This is a genomic window from Bradyrhizobium sp. USDA 223 (assembly GCF_044909005.1).
Classification (GTDB): Bacteria; Pseudomonadota; Alphaproteobacteria; order Rhizobiales; family Xanthobacteraceae; genus Bradyrhizobium; species Bradyrhizobium yuanmingense.
The window spans coordinates 3073424-3089754 of the sequence record NZ_JBIYDR010000001.1 but is presented as its reverse complement, the minus strand read 5'-3'; the positions used below and the strand labels follow the sequence as shown (position 1 = coordinate 3089754).

The following is a 16331-nucleotide window of genomic DNA, read 5'->3' as shown; positions in this document are numbered from 1 at the left end:
TAGTTCTCGTAGAGGCGATGCGGCGCAGTCATGGGATTTGGGGTATTCATCCATCGATCGGACTCGATCTATGATGACAGCCCCGCTGAGCAATATCAGTTTCCCAGTCAATATCTGCGTCGTGTCCAGGGCTGCGTCGGCGATTGGATCATCTATTATGAGCCAAGCAAGGTCGCCGAGACGCGGGGCTACTTTGCGATTGCTCGCGTTCAGCAGGTCCTTCCCGATCCCGGTACTTCAGGAATGTACCTCGCTCTGATAGAGCCTGGAAGCTACCTCGATTTTGCGAATCCGGTCCCTTTCAACACACCGACCGGTCCTGTGGAGCGGGGTGTATTGAATGATCACGGACGAATTTCGGGGCGTGCTCAGGCGGCAGTCCGCCCAATCTCGACGGACGATTTCAATAGAATAGTTGAACTCGGTTTTGCGGAAGGCGCACCGCTACTGCCCCGACTCGATGCCGATGTTCGATTGTCTCAACTCGACGAAAGAGAGCAGGCGCCCTTTATACTTGAGCAGCAGCGTGATCGCGTCAGTTTAACGGTATCGAGAGTTTTGCGTGACCGAGTTTTTCGTCGGATCGTATTGCGTGCCTACGACGAACGCTGCGCCATCACCGGCCTGAAGCTTATCAATGGAATGGGACGCGCAGAGGTCGCGGCGGCGCACATTCGGCCCGTGGAGGTAAACGGGCCGGACATCGTGAGCAATGGGATCGCTCTGTCGGGTACAGCTCATTGGATGTTCGATCGTGGTTTGATCAGCCTGTCCGATGATTTGGAAATACTGATCTCGCGCCAGACAAACGACCCAGAGGGAGTTCGATCGGTCATCAACAAGTCCGGTCGCGCGATCGAGCCAAGACGGGCATCTGATCGGCCTCATCCGCATTTTCTACAATGGCACCGGGAGCATTGCTTCAAACAGTAGACGAGATCCTAGAGTTACGCGCTTCAGCCTAGCGCTAGCGCTTGATGTGGACCGTACTCCGACATGATAGGAATCTATTTCGTCCTCTGGAGCTAGCCCTGATGTCCGCCGCGCCTGCAGCCGCCCACCCAACCGCCACCACCACCGACCCCGAGACCCTCGCCTATATGCGCGGCTTCCCTCCGTCTCCCGACCGCCTCATCACCTTCCAGGACGGCTCCTTCCGCAGCTTCCCCGAGTTGCGCTGGGCCTGGAGCAACATCCGCCAGCTCGTGCCCACCGTGAACGTCTGGCGCGGAGCTGGACCTGCGTCGCCTCTGCCGCGTGCGGACCGGGACATCGGCGCAGTCGCCTCGACCACGATGGACGGCCGACCCATGACGTTCGACAAGATGCTGGAGGAGACCTACACCGACGGCATCGCCGTGCTGCATCGGGGCAGGCTGATCTATGAGCGCTATTTCGGCGCGTTGAAGCCGCACAAGCCCCATATTGCGATGTCGGTGACGAAGTCGTTCACCGGTGTGCTTGCGGGGATTCTGGTCGCGGAGGGCAAGATCGATCCGCAGGCGCCCGTCACGGACTATGTGCCGGAGCTAAAGCCAAGCGCGTTCGGCGATGCGCGCGTGCACGAGGTCATGGATATGACCACGGGGCTGCTCTACACCGAGGTCTACACCGACAAGAACTCGGACGTGTGGGGTCTCAGGCGCGCCAACGGCATGGCGCCGATCCCGACGGATTATGATGGCCCGACCACTATCTTCGATTTCCTCATCGCGCAGAAGAAGCAGGGCGAGCACGGCAAGGCCTTTGCCTACAAGACCGTCAACACCGACGTGCTGGCGTGGATCGTCAGGCGCGCCAGCAACATGACGCTGTCCGATCTGCTCTCCGAGCGCATCTGGCAGCCGATGGGCGCGGAGGAGGATGCGCATTATCACGTCGACCGCATCGGCACCGAGAGCGGCGGCGGCGGTCTCTCCACGACCTTGCGCGATCTCGCCCGCTTCGGCGAGACGATGCGCAATCACGGCCGCTTCAACGGCCGCCAGATCGTGCCGTCTCCGGTCGTTGAGGACATCGCGCGCGGCGGCGATCCCGACAAATTCAAGCCGGCCGGCTACACCACGCTGCCGGGCGCGTCCTACCGCAATCAATGGTGGGTCACGCACAACGACCACGGCGCCTACATGGCGCGCGGCGTCTACGGCCAGGGCATCTACATCGATCCCAAGGCCGAGATGGTGATCGCGCGCTACGCCTCGCATCCGATGGCGGGTAACGCCGCCAACGATCCCGTGACGCTGCCGGTCTATATGGCGCTGGCGAAGGCGCTAATGACGGGCGGGCAGGGTGGATTAGCCTGCGGTTGCGCGAAGCGCAGCCCGCCGGCGTAATCCACCATCTCTCGTCGCGCCGTGTTGGCAGATGGCGGATTACGCCTTCGGCTAATCCGCCCTACGAGCTGCCGCTGAGTAGCGACCTCGGCCTTCATCGTTCGAGACGCCGCTTGTGCGGGCTCCTCACCATGCTGGCCGCAAGACGAGACCTCATCCTGAGGGCCCGCCAGAGGCGGGCGTCTCGAAGGATGGGCCGCGGGTGAGCTCGTGCCTCAGTCGCGCGCCTCCTGCCAATGCGGATAGGTGACGTAGGCGGTTACGGCGCCTTGCTCGTGCGAGCGGATCGTGACCGTCTCGCCCTTCGGCATATGGACGATCTCGCCGGGCCCCGCGGTGACGGTGCTGCCGTCGCTCGTGACCGACAGCTTCCCTTCGAGGACGATCATGACATCGTCGACCTTCATCGTCTCCTTGAGATTCTGGTTCGGCGCGTAGCGGCCGAAGCCGATCGTGATAGGTCCGCCGTGGCGCTGGTCGACCATGTTGGCAACGAAGATATCGCCGTCCTGTCCCGGTGAACGCTCGAGCGAGGCGTCGGCGATGGCGAATTTGCGAACTTTCATGAGGTCTTTCCGTCTTGTGGGGCTGGGGAGGGCACCGATAGACGCCGTGGCCGTTGTTTGGTTCCGGTCGCGGGGAGGTTGACGCAGCGGGAACGCACGAAATATAAGTATTGACTTATATTAGTAGCGATCGATATTTGTCGGCAGATGAACCACAGGGAGAACCGAAATGCAGATCGACGTCGCCAGGGTCTTGGGGCTTGTGACGCGCTCGGTGAGGAGCTTCGAGAGGGACGGCAAGCCGGCGAGCGCGGTGACGCTGACGCGGCTCTACGACACCAGCGTCGATGACCTCTGGGACGCCGTGACCAGCAGGGAGCGGATCCCGCGCTGGTTTGCGCCGGTCGAGGGCGACCTCCGGCTCGGCGGACGCTACCAGGTCAAGGGCAATGCCGGCGGCACCATCACATCCTGCACGCCGCCGACCCATTTCGCCGCGACCTGGGAATTCGGCGGCGCCACGAGCTGGATCGACGTCAGCCTGACAGCCGAGCGAAGCCAGGCGCGCCTGACGCTTGAGCACACCGCGATCATCGAGGATCATTGGAATCAGTTCGGTCCGGGTGCGGTCGGTATCGGCTGGGACCTCGCGTTTGCGGGACTGGAGCGATATCTTGCGACCGGGGCATCGGTCGATCATGAAACGGCGGAGGCCTGGATGGTCTCGCCCGAGGGCAAGGAATTCATGACGACGAGCGGCGAATATTGGCGTGCGGCGCATGTCGCAAGCGGGGTCGATCCTGACGAGGCGAGGCAGCGCTCGGACCGCACCATCGCGTTCTACCGCGGCGAGACGCCGCCCGACATCGTTCATCCCGGCACCGGAAGCTGATGCACGCCTTCGAAGTCCTCGCCGATCCCGTGCGCCGCCGCATCCTCGAGCTGCTGGCGCCCGGTGAGTTGGCATCCGGCGAGGTCGTCGAAGTCATCGGTGCCGAGTTCGGCATCACCCAGGCGGCGGTCTCGCAGCACCTCAAGGTGCTGCGCGAGAGCGGCTTTGCGAGCGTCCGGGCCGAGGCGCAAAGGCGTCTCTATTCGGTCGACGCGGCCGGGCTGCAAGCGGTCGATGCCTGGGTCGGCCAGTTCAGGACGTTCTGGGAGCCGAAGCTGGACGCGCTGGCAACGGAGATCGCCCGCGGCAAACGCGAGCGTCGCAAAGCGCCGATCACCAGGCGGAGCGGCAAGAGGGCTTGAGGGAGTTGCGAATCTGGTGGTGAAGGAGCGAGTTCACGCAGGATGCGGGCCCGGCTCGCAGTACTCGATCAGCAATTCGGTGAGAACCCGTATCTTCCGTGCGGGATGCTGGCCCGGAGGGCGGATCACATAGGCACCCGCCGGAGGCGGGGGATAGCGCGTCATCACCGGCACAAGCGCTCCGGACGCGACATGTTCATGGGTGAGGCGGTCGGGAAGGTAGGCGATCCCGAGTCCTGCCGTTGCGGCGGCGAGGAGAGCTGTGCCGTTGTCGGCCTTGAAGCGTCCCTGCGGACGAACCGTGATGATCTTGTCGCCATCCATGAGGTGCCACGCTTCGGTGCCTTGCATCAGCGCCTCATGGGCGACGAGCTCCTCCGGCGACTCCGGCGATCCGTTGGCCTTGATGTAGTCAGGGCTCGCGAGAAGCTTCCCGTGGATTGGTCCGATGCGTCTCGCAATCAAATTGGAGTCCTGAAGATAGCCAATCCGTATCGCACAATCATAGCCCTCCGCGATGAGATCGGCGAAGCGATCGCTGTAGCAGGTGTGGATCTGGAGATGCGGATGGCGGCGGGCCATTTCTGCAAGGATGGGAGCGAAGTGGGTCGGGCCGAAAGAAAGCGGCACTGCAACGCGCAAGCGGCCGCGCAGCTCTCCGGCGGGTAGGATCGCTTCCCTCGCTGCATCGATCTCGGCGCGGACCCTGGCTGCATAGTCTCGGAAAGTGAGGCCGGCTTCCGTGAGAGCGGCCCCGCGGGTCGTTCTTGCAAGAAGTTGGACGCCAAGTTCCGCTTCGAGCCGGAGAAGCCGACGACTGACGATCGATTTCGCGACCCCCAGCCGGGCCGCAGCGGATGAAATTCCTCCGGCGTCGGCAACTTCGACGAATGTCCGTATTTCTTCGAGATCCAACAGCGTTCCCCATTCGGCGACACAGCGTTCCGCGGCGGCACACTATCGTATCGCATCCGGGAACGCCAATGTCAGTGTAGGGCTACGTCGCTGCTGACGTGCGCCTCCGAACCAATGCCGCTCACGACGGCAGTAAAGGATGCAAAGATGACTTTTCGTAACGGCCTTGCTTCGCTTCTCCGCCCCGAAGATTCAGTGCTCGTCTTAATTGACCACCAGCCTTACCAGCTTGCGAACGTGAACAGCCATGAACCACAGATGGTGATCAACAATACGGCAGGTCTGGCCAAGGCCGCAAAAGCCTTCCGCGTCCCCACGATCCTGACCACGGTGATCGCTGAACGGGGTGGTCTGCTTTTCCCTCAGATCACGGAGGTTTTCCCCGGCCAGGAGGTGATCGACCGGACCTTCATCAACACCTGGGAAGATCGAAAGGTGGTGGACGCGGTCAAGGCCACGGGCCGCAAGCAGCTCATCATCGCTGGCCTGTGGACCGAGATCTGCGTCGCCATGCCGGCGATCCAGGCGCGCGGCGAAGGCTGGGATGTAACGGTGGTCACCGACGCGTCTGGCGCCGTTTCGGTGGAGGCCCATCAGGTGGCAATCCAGCGCATGATCGCGGCGGGCGTGAATATGATGACTTGGCTGGCGGTCGCTGCCGAATGGCAGCGCGACTGGGCTCGGATCGATCAAGCTGTCGCGCTCACGAAGGTGATCACGGAACATGCCGGCGGGAGCGGCATCGCGTATCTATGGGAGCAGCAATTGCTCAACACGCCTGTGCCCCGGTGAGCGGGATGATCTGAGCGGGTGAGGAGACAGCGGCTGCGCGAAGCGTGGACCGCTGGCGCAGTTCGCCCGCCCGGCCTCCGCGCTGGCGCATAGCGAATTCACTTAGCCGGTCGTCTCTGCATCTTCTCGAACTTCTTGACCAGCCGTTCCCGTTTCAGCCGCGACAGCCGCTGGATCCAGAATAGGCCGTCGAGCTGGTCGATCTCATGCTGGTGACAGACGGCGCGCAAGCCTTCCGACTCCTCGGTGTGCACGTTGCCATCGAGGTCCTGATAGCTGATGTGCACGCGCGCGTGTCGCTGCACCTCGTCATTGACATCAGGCATCGAGACGCTGCCTTCGCGATGCATGATCATCTCGGGGGAAGCCCATGTGATCTCCGGATTGACATAGGTCCGTGCGCCGTCCTTGGCGTCGAGCTCCAGCACCACGACGCGCAAGGGCACACCGATATGCGGCGCCGTGATGCCGATGCCGGGCGCGGCGCGCATCGTGTCGAGCAGATCCTGCGCGAGCTGGCGTAAGCCATCGTCGAACGCGGTGACGGGGCGGGCAGGGCTCGCGAGCCGGCGGTCGGGGTAGCGGACGATCGGCCGAATGGTCATGCAGGCTCCTACCACTCACTCACGGATCATTGAAGCATTCCCGCTTGACCACCTACCTACTGGAAGGTAGCTTAGCGGTCATGAGCAACGCTTCCTCGACCGCCGACGACATTCTTGCCTGTGCCCGCTCGCTGATCATCGCCGGCGGCTACAACGGCTTCAGTTACGCCGACATCGCCGATGTCGTCGGCATCCGCAAGCCGAGCATCCACCACCACTTTGCCAGTAAGGTCGACCTGGTGCGCACCCTCGTGGCGCGCTATCGCGAGGAGGCCCAGGCGGGACTGGCGGCGCTCGAGCGCAATGTCGCCGATCCCGCCGAGCAGCTCAAAAGCTATGTCGCCTATTGGGAGACGTGCATCAAGGATGCGACGGCTCCGTTCTGCGTCTGCGCGCTCCTTGCCAGCGAGCTTCCCATCCTGCCCGAGGAAGTCGCGCTCGAAGTCCGCGCCCACTTCCGCTCCGTGTCGTCGTGGCTGGCTTCGGTGATGGAGCGCGGCAAGCGGCAAGGCCGGCTCCATCTCTCCGGCACGGCGCGGGCCGAGGCGGAGGGATTCATGGCGACCGTTCACGGCGCGATGCTGTCGGCGCGCGCTTATGGCGATCCAAAAATCTTCGGCACCATCACCCGGCCGCTGCTGGAGCGGCTTTCCACCAGGCACTGACGAGGCCTGTCCAAGCCCGGCAGGGCGGCGCTTCGGCGTAGCACGTAAACTACCAACTAGTAGGTAAGGAGCAGACAATGAGAAGCAACGAGATGGTTTTGAACTCGGCCGACCAGGCGCAATGGCTCAAACAGTACTACTTCGTGCGTGCCGCATTTTCCACCGCGTGGGTCATTGCGGCCTTCGCGATTGCGCCGTCGTCGGCGGCGATCGCAGCGACGTTGCTCGTCGCCTATCCGGCCTGGGACGCCGCCGCCAACTATCTCGACGCGCTCAGGAGTGGCGGCTTGAACCAGAACCCCACGCAAGGCCTGAACGTGCTTGTCAGCCTCGCGACCACCATCGCGGTCATCGTGGCCTTGCAGGTCAGCATGAACTGGGTGCTCGGAATCTTCGGAGCCTGGGCGATCCTGTCCGGATTGCTTCAGCTCGGCACGGCCGTGCGGCGCTGGAAGCGTTTCGGCGCGCAATGGGCCATGGTGCTCAGCGGTGGCCAGTCGGCCCTGGCGGGCGGCTTCTTCGTCTTCCAAGCCACAATGCCCGCGGTGCCGTCGATTGCGAATGTCGCGGGCTATGCCGCGGTCGGCGCGATCTACTTCCTGGTCTCGGCGGTCTGGCTCACGGTTGGCAGCTGGCGCCGTAGTGCGGCGCTCTGAGACGCTATGTCACTTACGGATAAGGTGTGCCGTCCTTGTGCAGGAAGCGGCCGTCCGCTGCCGGGCTCATCATGTCGATGTCGGAGCAGGTGATGAGGTCGGCTGGCGAGCGTGAGCCGATCTCGAGATAGACCGCCGTTGCGCTCGACCTGTTGATCATGTGATGGCCGTTGCCCCTGGCCTTGGGGAAGGCGGCGCAATCGCCGGCGCGCAGCACGGTTTCGCCGCCATCCTCGATCAGCGTCACCTCGCCTTCGAGAATGTAGACGAACTCGTCCTCGTGCGAATGCCAGTGCCGCTGGCTCGACCAGCCGCCCGGCGGCAGGCGCATCAGGTTGACGCCGAAATCCGACAGGCCTCCGGCGTCGCCAAGCCGCTTGCGAACGCGCTCGGCGCAAGGCGCGCTGAAGGGCGCCGGATAGCCGGAGCCCTTACGGGCCGGCACGGTGGCGACGTCGATCTTTGGCATGTGGGACTCCCTGCAATCAACCAACAGACCGTGAAGCACAGCCGCGCGGCCTGATCGCGGCGGCGCGAGGCATCGTCACGATGAACATCGGACCAGATCAATATCTGTGGGATGCTGTCATTCTGCGGCTGTTTTGCCCGACGTGTCAAACCGATCTGTGATGATGTCGCACGAGGACAGGGGAGCCGCTGAGCTGGTCGTTCCTGGTAGGTAAGTCATTGATCCCGCTGGCGCCGGCTACTGTGCATGGGGTTGTTTTTCGAGTTTTGCTGGCAGGTCACGAAAGCGTGCGGCAAAAACGACGTCGGTCTGTCGGCCGGCGCAGTTCCCATTCGTCTTCCACGCGAGACAGACCTGACGGGAGACTGAAATGATTTCTTCCAACTATCGCTGGGTGATCGTCGCCGCCGGCGGCCTGCTCGGCTGCGTTGCGATCGGCGGCATGTTTTCACTGCCAGTGTTCCTGCAGCCGATCGCCAAGGACACCGGCTGGTCGGTGACCGGCATCTCCAGCGCGATGACGATCGGCTTTCTGGCGATGGCCTTCACCAGCATGGCCTGGGGCACGCTGACGGACCGGTTCGGGCCGCTGCCGGTAGTGCTGACTGGATCAATCGCGCTGACACTCAGCCTGTTCGCGGCGAGCCACGCCACCTCGCTTCTCGTGTTCCAGATCGTGTTCGGCCTCCTGGTCGGCGCGGCTTGCGCTGCGATCTTCGCCCCGATGATGGCGACCGTCACCGGCTGGTTCGACACCAATCGCGGACTTGCGGTGTCGCTGGTGTCGGCCGGCATGGGCATGGCGCCGATGACGATGTCGCCGCTGGCGGCCTGGCTCGTCTCCGGCCACGACTGGCGCACCTCGATGCAGATCATCGCGCTCGTGGTCGGCGCCATCATGATCCCGGTCTCGTTCCTGGTGCGCCGTCCGCCGGCGCTCGCGCAAGGTCCGGCCGCACCGGCAGGCGCTGCCGAGAGCGAGATGTCGATGGGCGAAGCGCTGCGCTCGCCGCAATTCCTGATCCTGCTCGCCACCAACTTCTTTTGCTGCGCGACGCATTCCGGCCCGATCATCCACACCGTCAGCTATGCCGTGAGCTGCGGCATCCCGCTTGTCGCGGCGGTGACGATCTACAGCATCGAGGGATTTGCCGGCCTCGGCGGGCGCATCGCCTTCGGCCTGATGGGCGACCGCTTCGGCGCCAAGCGCGTGCTGGTCTCGGGCCTGCTGCTGCAGGCCTTCGGCGCGCTCGCCTATGTCTTCGCGCAACAGCTCACGACGTTCTATGCGGTCGGCGCCATCTTCGGCTTCATCTATGCCGGCACCATGCCGCTCTACGCCGTTCTGATCCGCGAGAACTTCCCGCTCAAGATGATGGGCACGGTGATCGGCGGCACGGCGATGGCCGGCAGCCTCGGCATGGCGACCGGCCCGCTCGCCGGCGGCCTGATCTACGACGCCTTCTCCAGCTATGCCTGGCTCTACATTGCCTCCTGGGCGATGGGCTTAGGGGCCTTCCTGATGGCGATGACGTTCCGCCCCTTCCCAAAGCCGCAAGGCGAGGTGGCGCCGGCGGCGGCGTGAATTCGAGATCGAGGCGCGGCGTCACAGCTGCGCCTCGATCGCGGCCTTGTCGATCACCGACCAGACCTGTCGGATCTTGCCGTCGTGAAATTCGTAGAAGACGTTTTCGCAGAAGGACACGCGCCGCCCGTTGACGGCAAGACCGAGGAATGCCCCGACCGGCGTGCAGTCAAACTTCAATCGGGCGGCGATGCGGGGAGGATCGCAGATCAGCATCTCGATCTGGAACTGCAGATCGGGGATCTCCCGAACATCCCGTTCCAGCATCGCGCGATAGCCGTCGAGCCCGAGCGGCCGCGCGTTGTGGGCGGCATCATCATGCACGAATTGTCCGAGCGCCGGCCAATCCCGCCGATTCAGGCAAGCGATGTAGGCGCGGTAGATGTCGGCGAGGTCGTCTCTCATCATATCGAAGCTCCCACGGCCTCGACCAACGCGCGAGGACCGCGAACCGGTCCAGCGTCAGAGGCGCTTTTCGAAGAAGAGGTCCGGATAGGGATCGTCGTTGAAGCGCGGGATCTCGCGCCAGCCCGTGCTGCGATAGAGCCGGCCGGCTTCGGGCAGTGCGCTGTTGGTGTCGAGCCGCAGCAGCGCGATTCCGAACTCGCGCGCGACGCTCTCGGCCGCATCCATCAGGCGGCGGCCGAACCGCAACCCGCGCGCGGCGGGCGCGACCCACAGCCGCTTGATCTCGGCGTAGCCGTGATCGGTGCCCTTCAAGCCGACGCAGCCGATCGGCAGCGTATCCGACATCGCAACGAGGAATGTGCCGCGCGGCCGGCGCATGTCCTTGGCGTCGGGGTCGCGTGACAGCGAGACGTCAAAGCCCTGGCTGAAGCGGCGGCCGAGCTCGGCATAGTACTCGCCGAGGCAGTAGCGCGCTTGCTCGCAGCGCGGATCCATCTCCTCCAGCGCGACGCGCTCGCGCGTCAGCGCGGAGGCGATCAGGTCCATCGCCGCCAGCAACGCATCACGTTGCGAATGTTGCGCCAGGAAGCCTTCTGCCTGCGCGTTGGACAACGCCTCGTAGGCTGCGAACTCGCGCCGGCCCGCCCGCGTGAGCTTCGCCATGCGCCGTCGCGCATCGTCGTCGCGTGCGGTGGTCTCGATCAGCCCTTCGTCCTCGAGGCTGCGGAGCAGCCGGCTCATCAGCCCGGAATCGAGACCGAGATAGTCCCGGATCTCCGCCACGTCCGATCGCCCGTGCCCGATCGCATTGAGCACGCGCGCGGCACCCAGCGGCCGGCCGCGCCCGAGAAACGACGTATCGAGTGCTCCGACGGCCGAGGTGACGGCGCGGTTGAAGCGGCGGACGCGGGCGGCGGGATCGAGCATGATATCTGACTTTAGTCAGGTATCGCGGCTTGTCAATCGAGCGAGAGCTGATCGAGTTGCAGTTGCGCGCCTCTTTGTGAGTTGTTCTCGTGTCGCGAGCGGTTACCATGCGGCCGCTCGGGGAGTCTGAATTCACAACGAGCGGAGGCGACATTGGGCGGGATGGAACGCAAAGCGAAGGGATCGGACCTGTTTGTCGCGGCGTTGGAGAATGAGGGTGTCGACCGCATCTTCGGCATTCCCGGCGAAGAGAATCTCGATCTTGTCGAATCGCTGCGCGCTTCGAGGATCGAGCTGATCCTGACCCGCCACGAGCAGGCCGCGGCCTTCATGGCCGCAACCCATGGGCGGCTGACCGGCAAGCCCGGCGTTTGTCTGTCGACGCTCGGACCCGGTGCTCTCAACCTGTCGACCGGCGCCGCCTATGCGCATCTCGGTGCCATGCCGATGATCCTGATCACCGGCCAGAAGCCGATCATGAGCAGCCGGCAGGCCCGCTTCCAGATCGTGGACGTGGTCGCGACCATGAAGCCGCTGACCAAGCTGTCTCGGCAGATCGTCAGCGCCTCCAGCATTCCGACCGTGGTGCGCGATGCCTTTCGCGTCGCCATGGAGGAGCGGCCCGGGCCGGTGCACCTAGAGCTGCCCGAGGACATCGCCGGCGACGAGGTGCCCGCGGTCCCCGTGATCCCGGTCCATCCGATCGAGATCCCGGTCGCTCATCGCGCCGCGCTCGACCGCGCCGCCGAGATGATCATGGCTGCAAAGCGTCCGCTGGTGATGATGGGCGCGGCCACCAGCCGGCCGCGGTCGACACACGGCATCGCAAGCTTCGTGCGGCGGACCGGCATGCCGTTCTTCACGACGCAGATGGGCAAGGGCTCCGTGCCCGGCGGCACCAACCTCTATATGGGCACTGCCGCCTTGTCCGAGCGCGACTATGTGCACGACGCCATTGAGGCGGCCGACCTGATCGTCGCAATCGGTCACGACCCGATCGAGAAACCGCCTTTCATGATGGGGCCGTCGGGGCCGAAGGTCATTCACGTCAGCTACACGCCGGCGAGCGTCGAGCAGGTCTATTTCCCCGATGCCGAGGTCGTCGGGGATGTTGGCCCGAGCCTGGAGCTGCTGGCGGATCGGCTCGAAGGCAAGCTGCCGCAGGCCGCAGCGCTGCTGCCCCTGCGCGAAGAGATCCTGAATCACATCGCGGACCGCGCGACCGAGGCACGCTGGCCGCCGACCCCGCAACGCATTGTGCACGACATCCGCCAGGTCATGCCGGAGAACGGCATCGTCGCGCTCGACAACGGCATGTATAAGATCTGGTTTGCGCGCAACTACCGTACCCGCGTCGCCAACACGCTGCTGCTCGACAATGCGCTGGCGACCATGGGCGCCGGCCTGCCGTCGGCAATGATGGCCGCGATGCTCTATCCTGACCGCCGTGTGCTTGCGGTTGCCGGCGACGGCGGCTTCATGATGAACAGCCAGGAGATGGAGACGGCGGTCCGCCTCAAGCTCAACCTGGTCGTGCTGGTGCTGGAGGACAACGCCTACGGCATGATCCGCTGGAAGCAGGCCGTCGACCGCTTTGCCGATTACGGCATGACTTTTGGCAATCCGGATTTTGCGCTGTACGCCAGGGCTTATGGCGCCAAAGGTCACCGCATCGAAAGCATCGACAGCTTCGGCCCGACGCTCGATGCCGCCTTCAGGGAGGGCGGCGTGCATCTGGTCTCGATCCCGATCGATTATTCGGAGAACGTGCGCGTACTCGTCGACGAGTTGCGGTCGCATGAGAAGGCGAAAGCGTGATTTGACGATGCGAGCTATTTCCACATTCGTCATTGCGAGCGGCAGCGAAGCAATCCAGAATCTTTCCGCGGTGGCAGTCTGGATTGCTTCGCTGCGCTCGCAATGACGGAGACTGTGGCGGAGACCCTCCGTCGATCCGACAACCACACTTGTCTCGCATCGCCCGATCGCCGACACTCTCAAACACTCACCAACCACAGGAATATGAAATGACCCGCATTCGTTGCGTCACCGAGATGGGCATGGGCGTCGACGTCCACGGCAGGGACGCCACCAAGGCGGCCAAGCGCGCGGTGTCGGACGCCATCAGGCATTCCAGCCTCGGCTTCTTCCGGATGATCGGCAAGACCGCGAACGACATGTTCGTGGACGTCACGATCGGCGTGCCGAATCCAGAAGCCGTCGACAAGGAAGCCGTCGCCAAGGAACTGCCTTACGGCACCGTGACCGTCACTGCGGTCAAGGGCGGGCTGGAGATCCCCTCGGCCACGGAAGTGGCCAACGATCCCATCCTGATCGCCAATGCGGCCGTGATCGTCAGCTTCGACAAGGATTAGGCCGATGTCCGCGAGTGATGAAGCGCTGCTGGATCGCCCGATCTGGAGCGCGTTGACGACGAGCCAGAAGCATCTCGCCGAGGGCGGCCCGCGGGCTCTGCGCTATCCCGTGGACATGGCGCCATTTGCCGATCTGGCGGACATGTCCGCAACGAGTTTTGCGGCGCTCGGCGATCTCATGTCGGGCTCGCAAGTTGCGGTGCTGTTCACGCCCGAGCCGGTCGAAATTCCCGCCGGCTTCAAGGTGCTGCTCGCCGAGCCCGGCGAGCAGTTGATCGGCTCGCCCGCCGACACCTCGCTGCGCGATGCCGAGATCGTCCGCCTCGGCGCGGCGGACGTTCCCGCCATGATGGCGCTGACCGAGCTGACCAAGCCCGGGCCGTTCGCGGCGCGGACGCACGAGCTCGGCACCTTCCTCGGCATCCGTGCCCGCGGCGAGCTGGTCGCCATGGCCGGCGAGCGGATGAAGCCCGGCAATTTCACCGAGATGACGGCGGTCTGCGTGCATCCCGATCATCGCGGCCGCGGTTACGCACAGGCGTTGCTCGCCGCCATCGCGCGGCAGATCGAGGCGCGCGGCGAAATTCCGTTCCTGCACGTGTTCGCGAGCAATACGTCTGCCATCGCGCTGTACCAGCGGCAGGGCATGCGGATTCGGCGCCGGCTGCAGGTCACTGTGCTGATGAAGCAGGGATGAGCCGCGCGGTGGGCTTCATATCCTGAGAAATCGCGCTATATCGATTCCAACCACAATTGGGGGGAGCACATGGACGTCAGAACGCCTGATTTTTCCGCCGTACGGACGGCGATGCAGCGCTACGTCGATCAGGAGATCATTCCCGGCGTATCCTGGGCGGTGCTGCGCGGCCGCGAGGTGGTCGATCAGCAATGCGTCGGCTTTGCCGACCGCGAGGCCAACACTGCGTTGCGGCCAGACCACATCTTCCGCGCGTTCTCCAACACCAAGATCTTCGTCACCTGCGCGATCATGCTGCTGGTCGAGCAAGGCCGCATCGGCCTCGATGACGCAGTCGAAAAATTCCTGCCGCAGCTCGGCAATCGCAAGGTGCTGAAGCAGGGCGCTTCGAGCCTTGCCGATGTCGAGCCGGCGAAGAGTCCGATCACGATCCGTCAGCTCCTGACCCACACCTCCGGCCTCAGCTACGGCATCTTCGATCCCGGCACGGTGCTGTTCAAGGGTTACAACGAGGCGCGCGTGCTCAATCCGCTGACGCCGCTCAGCGATATGATCGACAAGCTCGCCGACCTGCCGCTGTCCTATCACCCCGGCACGGCCTGGGAATATTCCGTGGCGACCGACGTGCTCGGCCGTGTGGTCGAGCTCGTCTCGGGCCAGCCGCTCGACGCCTTCCTGAAGGCGCGCATCTTCGATTCCCTCGGCATGACCGATACCGGCTTTTATGTCCCCGAGACACAGCAGGGCAGGCTGGTCGCGCTCTACAACGGCGCCGACGTGCTCGACCCCATGAAGCCCGGCCTCACGCGGGCCGACCATCTGCCTTACCCGCAAGCCTACCGGCGGCCGCTGCCGCGGCTCTCGGGCGGCGGCGGTCTGGTTTCGACCTTGCCGGACATGCTCGCACTCCTGCGTGCGCTGCTGCCCGGGTCGGATGCGCTACTGAAGCCGGAGACGCTGCGGCAGATGATGACGAACCAGCTGCCCGCAGGCCAGACTATCCGATTCGCCAATCTCGGGCCGATTCCCGGCAAGGGCTTTGGTCTCGGCGGCGCCGTCACCTTCGCGCCGACACCGCTCGATCCGCCGAACTCAACCGGCGAATTCCAATGGGGCGGCCTGGCCGGCACCCATTGGTGGATTTGCCCCGAGGCCAATACGGCGGGCGTGCTGATGGCCCAGCGCTATATGGGCTTCTGGAATCCGTTCTTCTTCGAGTTCAAGCGCCTGGCCTATCAGGCGGTCGGAGCCTGATCGCAAAAAATCTTCCGTCAGCGCGAATCCTTCTTGGCCGTCGCGTCCTCTTGTTGGTCGAGGCAATCGGTCTCGGCCCATATCGGAGGATGTGATGGGATTCTATCGAAAGAACATCGGCGGACTGCATCAGGCGGTGCGGGTCGTCCTGGGGATTGCGGTGGCGGCTGCGGCGTTCGTTTATCTTGCCGGCGCGACGGCATGGCTGGTCGCGCTCGGTGGCGCCGGTTTCGCACTGACCGGTCTTGTCGGTTATTGCCCGATGTGCGCGATGGCAGGCATCGGCAAGGGAGGGATGTCGTGAGCGCGGCGGCGATCTCGCCAAATCTTTTCGAGGCCGCGCGGCTCGGCGATGCCGAGGCGATTGCGCGTCTGCTCGAGACGACGCAGCCGGACATCCGTCGCTATGCGCGCGCGACCTGCCGCAGCTCGGCGGACGCCGAGGATGCGACGCAGGAGGCGCTGTGGATCCTGTTCCGCCACGTCGGCACCATTCGTTCGCTGCTGGCATTGTCGGCCTGGCTGTTCAGCGTGGTCCGGCGCGAATGCCTGCGGCTCGCGCGCCGGACCGGCCTTGTGCCGGCGGTCGATGGCGCCGAGGCGGAGGCCGCACTGCTGTTGCGCCCCGAGGCCGATCTGCGGCTCGACGTCGCCGCGGCCTTCGGGGCCCTGCCGCCGCACTATCGCGATGTCGCGCTGATGCGCGACGTCAAGGAAATGACGATCGACGAGATTGCCGCCACGCTCGGCGCGAGCAGGCAGACCGTGAAGGCGCGGCTGCATCGCGCCCGCGCCTTGATGCGCGAATATCTGACGAGATGAGAGACGACCGGATTCAAAGGAAAAAAATGGAGTGACGTGGACGGGAGACGTCGCCTCCCGCCCACGGT

The 16331-nt window shown here is 64.3% G+C and carries 20 protein-coding genes; 14 read left to right on the top strand and 6 right to left on the bottom strand.

The features are described from left to right. The first annotated feature begins 30 nt into the window (after window positions 1-30). Window positions 31-933 carry an HNH endonuclease gene (locus tag ABIA40_RS14385; protein ID WP_404541661.1) on the top strand — a complete coding sequence of 301 codons (903 nt, stop codon included), beginning with the start codon at window positions 31-33 and terminating at the stop codon, window positions 931-933. 101 nt (window positions 934-1034) lie between these two features. Beyond that, window positions 1035-2333: a serine hydrolase domain-containing protein gene (locus ABIA40_RS14380; RefSeq protein WP_404541658.1), complete on the top strand. Its 1299-nt coding sequence runs from the start codon at window positions 1035-1037 to the stop codon at window positions 2331-2333. A 215-nt stretch (window positions 2334-2548) separates the two neighbouring features. Here ABIA40_RS14380 and ABIA40_RS14375 read toward each other — a convergent pair whose 3' ends face one another. Then, window positions 2549-2899 (bottom strand): cupin domain-containing protein, encoded by a 351-nt coding sequence (locus ABIA40_RS14375; RefSeq protein ID WP_404541655.1) that lies wholly within the window; start codon window positions 2897-2899, stop codon window positions 2549-2551. 169 nt (window positions 2900-3068) lie between these two features. On the opposite strand from ABIA40_RS14375, the gene ABIA40_RS14370 reads away from it, so the two are divergent. Both ABIA40_RS14370 and ABIA40_RS14365 read left to right on the top strand, forming a co-directional pair. After that, window positions 3069-3731, top strand: a complete 663-nt coding sequence (locus ABIA40_RS14370) for an SRPBCC family protein (protein ID WP_404541653.1) — start codon at window positions 3069-3071, stop codon at window positions 3729-3731. Then, window positions 3731-4093: a helix-turn-helix transcriptional regulator gene (locus ABIA40_RS14365; protein ID WP_271547114.1), complete on the top strand. Its 363-nt coding sequence runs from the start codon at window positions 3731-3733 to the stop codon at window positions 4091-4093. Before ABIA40_RS14370 ends, ABIA40_RS14365 begins: the two co-directional genes overlap by 1 nt. A 33-nt stretch (window positions 4094-4126) precedes the next feature. Here the strand turns inward: ABIA40_RS14365 and ABIA40_RS14360 are convergent, their stop codons facing one another. Further along, window positions 4127-5008, bottom strand: coding sequence for a LysR family transcriptional regulator (locus ABIA40_RS14360; RefSeq protein ID WP_157284525.1), 882 nt, complete (start codon window positions 5006-5008; stop codon window positions 4127-4129). Window positions 5009-5155: 147 nt separating this feature from the next. On the opposite strand from ABIA40_RS14360, the gene ABIA40_RS14355 reads away from it, so the two are divergent. Further along, window positions 5156-5800, top strand: a complete 645-nt coding sequence (locus ABIA40_RS14355; RefSeq protein WP_157284526.1) for a hydrolase — start codon at window positions 5156-5158, stop codon at window positions 5798-5800. Between the two features lie 98 nt (window positions 5801-5898). Here ABIA40_RS14355 and ABIA40_RS14350 read toward each other — a convergent pair whose 3' ends face one another. Continuing rightward, a complete protein-coding gene (locus tag ABIA40_RS14350) occupies window positions 5899-6405 on the bottom strand; it encodes a peptide deformylase (protein ID WP_404541650.1) in 507 nt (168 codons plus the stop codon). Between the two features lie 80 nt (window positions 6406-6485). On the opposite strand from ABIA40_RS14350, the gene ABIA40_RS14345 reads away from it, so the two are divergent. Then, window positions 6486-7070, top strand: a complete 585-nt coding sequence (locus tag ABIA40_RS14345; RefSeq protein WP_275499469.1) for a TetR/AcrR family transcriptional regulator — start codon at window positions 6486-6488, stop codon at window positions 7068-7070. Between the two features lie 77 nt (window positions 7071-7147). Further along, window positions 7148-7726 (top strand): DUF308 domain-containing protein, encoded by a 579-nt coding sequence (locus ABIA40_RS14340; protein WP_275509549.1) that lies wholly within the window; start codon window positions 7148-7150, stop codon window positions 7724-7726. A 13-nt stretch (window positions 7727-7739) separates the two neighbouring features. Here the strand turns inward: ABIA40_RS14340 and ABIA40_RS14335 are convergent, their stop codons facing one another. Continuing rightward, window positions 7740-8195 carry a cupin domain-containing protein gene (locus tag ABIA40_RS14335; RefSeq protein WP_404541646.1) on the bottom strand — a complete coding sequence of 152 codons (456 nt, stop codon included), beginning with the start codon at window positions 8193-8195 and terminating at the stop codon, window positions 7740-7742. 370 nt (window positions 8196-8565) lie between these two features. On the opposite strand from ABIA40_RS14335, the gene ABIA40_RS14330 reads away from it, so the two are divergent. Continuing rightward, window positions 8566-9780 (top strand): MFS transporter, encoded by a 1215-nt coding sequence (locus ABIA40_RS14330; protein WP_404541644.1) that lies wholly within the window; start codon window positions 8566-8568, stop codon window positions 9778-9780. Between the two features lie 21 nt (window positions 9781-9801). Here ABIA40_RS14330 and ABIA40_RS14325 read toward each other — a convergent pair whose 3' ends face one another. Then, window positions 9802-10188: an ester cyclase gene (locus ABIA40_RS14325; RefSeq protein WP_404541642.1), complete on the bottom strand. Its 387-nt coding sequence runs from the start codon at window positions 10186-10188 to the stop codon at window positions 9802-9804. Window positions 10189-10242: 54 nt separating this feature from the next. Continuing rightward, entirely contained in the window at window positions 10243-11115 is an 873-nt protein-coding gene (locus ABIA40_RS14320) for a GNAT family N-acetyltransferase (protein WP_404541640.1), read from the bottom strand. A 162-nt stretch (window positions 11116-11277) separates the two neighbouring features. Here ABIA40_RS14320 and ABIA40_RS14315 point away from each other — a divergent pair, with 162 nt between their 5' ends. From ABIA40_RS14315 to ABIA40_RS14290, 6 genes are all read left to right on the top strand, one after another. Next, on the top strand, window positions 11278-12933 hold the full coding sequence (locus tag ABIA40_RS14315; protein WP_404541638.1) for an acetolactate synthase large subunit: 1656 nt from the start codon (window positions 11278-11280) through the stop codon (window positions 12931-12933). A gap of 209 nt (window positions 12934-13142) precedes the next feature. Next, entirely contained in the window at window positions 13143-13490 is a 348-nt protein-coding gene (locus ABIA40_RS14310; RefSeq protein WP_128262042.1) for a Lin0512 family protein, read from the top strand. A 4-nt stretch (window positions 13491-13494) separates the two neighbouring features. Continuing rightward, the gene (locus ABIA40_RS14305; RefSeq protein WP_275509553.1) at window positions 13495-14187 is read left to right on the top strand and encodes a GNAT family N-acetyltransferase; all 693 of its coding nucleotides are present in this window, start codon (window positions 13495-13497) and stop codon (window positions 14185-14187) included. A 69-nt stretch (window positions 14188-14256) separates the two neighbouring features. Next, window positions 14257-15441 carry a serine hydrolase domain-containing protein gene (locus ABIA40_RS14300; RefSeq protein WP_404541635.1) on the top strand — a complete coding sequence of 395 codons (1185 nt, stop codon included), beginning with the start codon at window positions 14257-14259 and terminating at the stop codon, window positions 15439-15441. Between the two features lie 94 nt (window positions 15442-15535). Beyond that, the gene (locus ABIA40_RS14295) at window positions 15536-15745 is read left to right on the top strand and encodes a DUF2892 domain-containing protein (RefSeq protein ID WP_197958279.1); all 210 of its coding nucleotides are present in this window, start codon (window positions 15536-15538) and stop codon (window positions 15743-15745) included. Beyond that, on the top strand, window positions 15742-16263 hold the full coding sequence (locus ABIA40_RS14290) for an RNA polymerase sigma factor (protein WP_404541633.1): 522 nt from the start codon (window positions 15742-15744) through the stop codon (window positions 16261-16263). Before ABIA40_RS14295 ends, ABIA40_RS14290 begins: the two co-directional genes overlap by 4 nt. The last annotated feature ends 68 nt before the right edge of the window (window positions 16264-16331 follow it).

Coding starts and splice junctions, on each gene's coding strand:
- ABIA40_RS14305 (WP_275509553.1), top strand. CDS start 13,495: ATGTCCGCGAGTGATGAAGCGCTGCTGGATCGCCCGATCTGGAGCGCG.
- ABIA40_RS14295 (WP_197958279.1), top strand. CDS start 15,536: ATGGGATTCTATCGAAAGAACATCGGCGGACTGCATCAGGCGGTGCGG.
- ABIA40_RS14335 (WP_404541646.1), bottom strand. CDS start 8,195: ATGCCAAAGATCGACGTCGCCACCGTGCCGGCCCGTAAGGGCTCCGGC.
- ABIA40_RS14340 (WP_275509549.1), top strand. CDS start 7,148: ATGAGAAGCAACGAGATGGTTTTGAACTCGGCCGACCAGGCGCAATGG.
- ABIA40_RS14330 (WP_404541644.1), top strand. CDS start 8,566: ATGATTTCTTCCAACTATCGCTGGGTGATCGTCGCCGCCGGCGGCCTG.
- ABIA40_RS14365 (WP_271547114.1), top strand. CDS start 3,731: ATGCACGCCTTCGAAGTCCTCGCCGATCCCGTGCGCCGCCGCATCCTC.
- ABIA40_RS14300 (WP_404541635.1), top strand. CDS start 14,257: ATGGACGTCAGAACGCCTGATTTTTCCGCCGTACGGACGGCGATGCAG.
- ABIA40_RS14385 (WP_404541661.1), top strand. CDS start 31: ATGGGATTTGGGGTATTCATCCATCGATCGGACTCGATCTATGATGAC.
- ABIA40_RS14310 (WP_128262042.1), top strand. CDS start 13,143: ATGACCCGCATTCGTTGCGTCACCGAGATGGGCATGGGCGTCGACGTC.
- ABIA40_RS14320 (WP_404541640.1), bottom strand. CDS start 11,115: ATGCTCGATCCCGCCGCCCGCGTCCGCCGCTTCAACCGCGCCGTCACC.
- ABIA40_RS14355 (WP_157284526.1), top strand. CDS start 5,156: ATGACTTTTCGTAACGGCCTTGCTTCGCTTCTCCGCCCCGAAGATTCA.
- ABIA40_RS14380 (WP_404541658.1), top strand. CDS start 1,035: ATGTCCGCCGCGCCTGCAGCCGCCCACCCAACCGCCACCACCACCGAC.
- ABIA40_RS14350 (WP_404541650.1), bottom strand. CDS start 6,405: ATGACCATTCGGCCGATCGTCCGCTACCCCGACCGCCGGCTCGCGAGC.
- ABIA40_RS14325 (WP_404541642.1), bottom strand. CDS start 10,188: ATGATGAGAGACGACCTCGCCGACATCTACCGCGCCTACATCGCTTGC.
- ABIA40_RS14375 (WP_404541655.1), bottom strand. CDS start 2,899: ATGAAAGTTCGCAAATTCGCCATCGCCGACGCCTCGCTCGAGCGTTCA.
- ABIA40_RS14370 (WP_404541653.1), top strand. CDS start 3,069: ATGCAGATCGACGTCGCCAGGGTCTTGGGGCTTGTGACGCGCTCGGTG.
- ABIA40_RS14345 (WP_275499469.1), top strand. CDS start 6,486: ATGAGCAACGCTTCCTCGACCGCCGACGACATTCTTGCCTGTGCCCGC.
- ABIA40_RS14315 (WP_404541638.1), top strand. CDS start 11,278: ATGGAACGCAAAGCGAAGGGATCGGACCTGTTTGTCGCGGCGTTGGAG.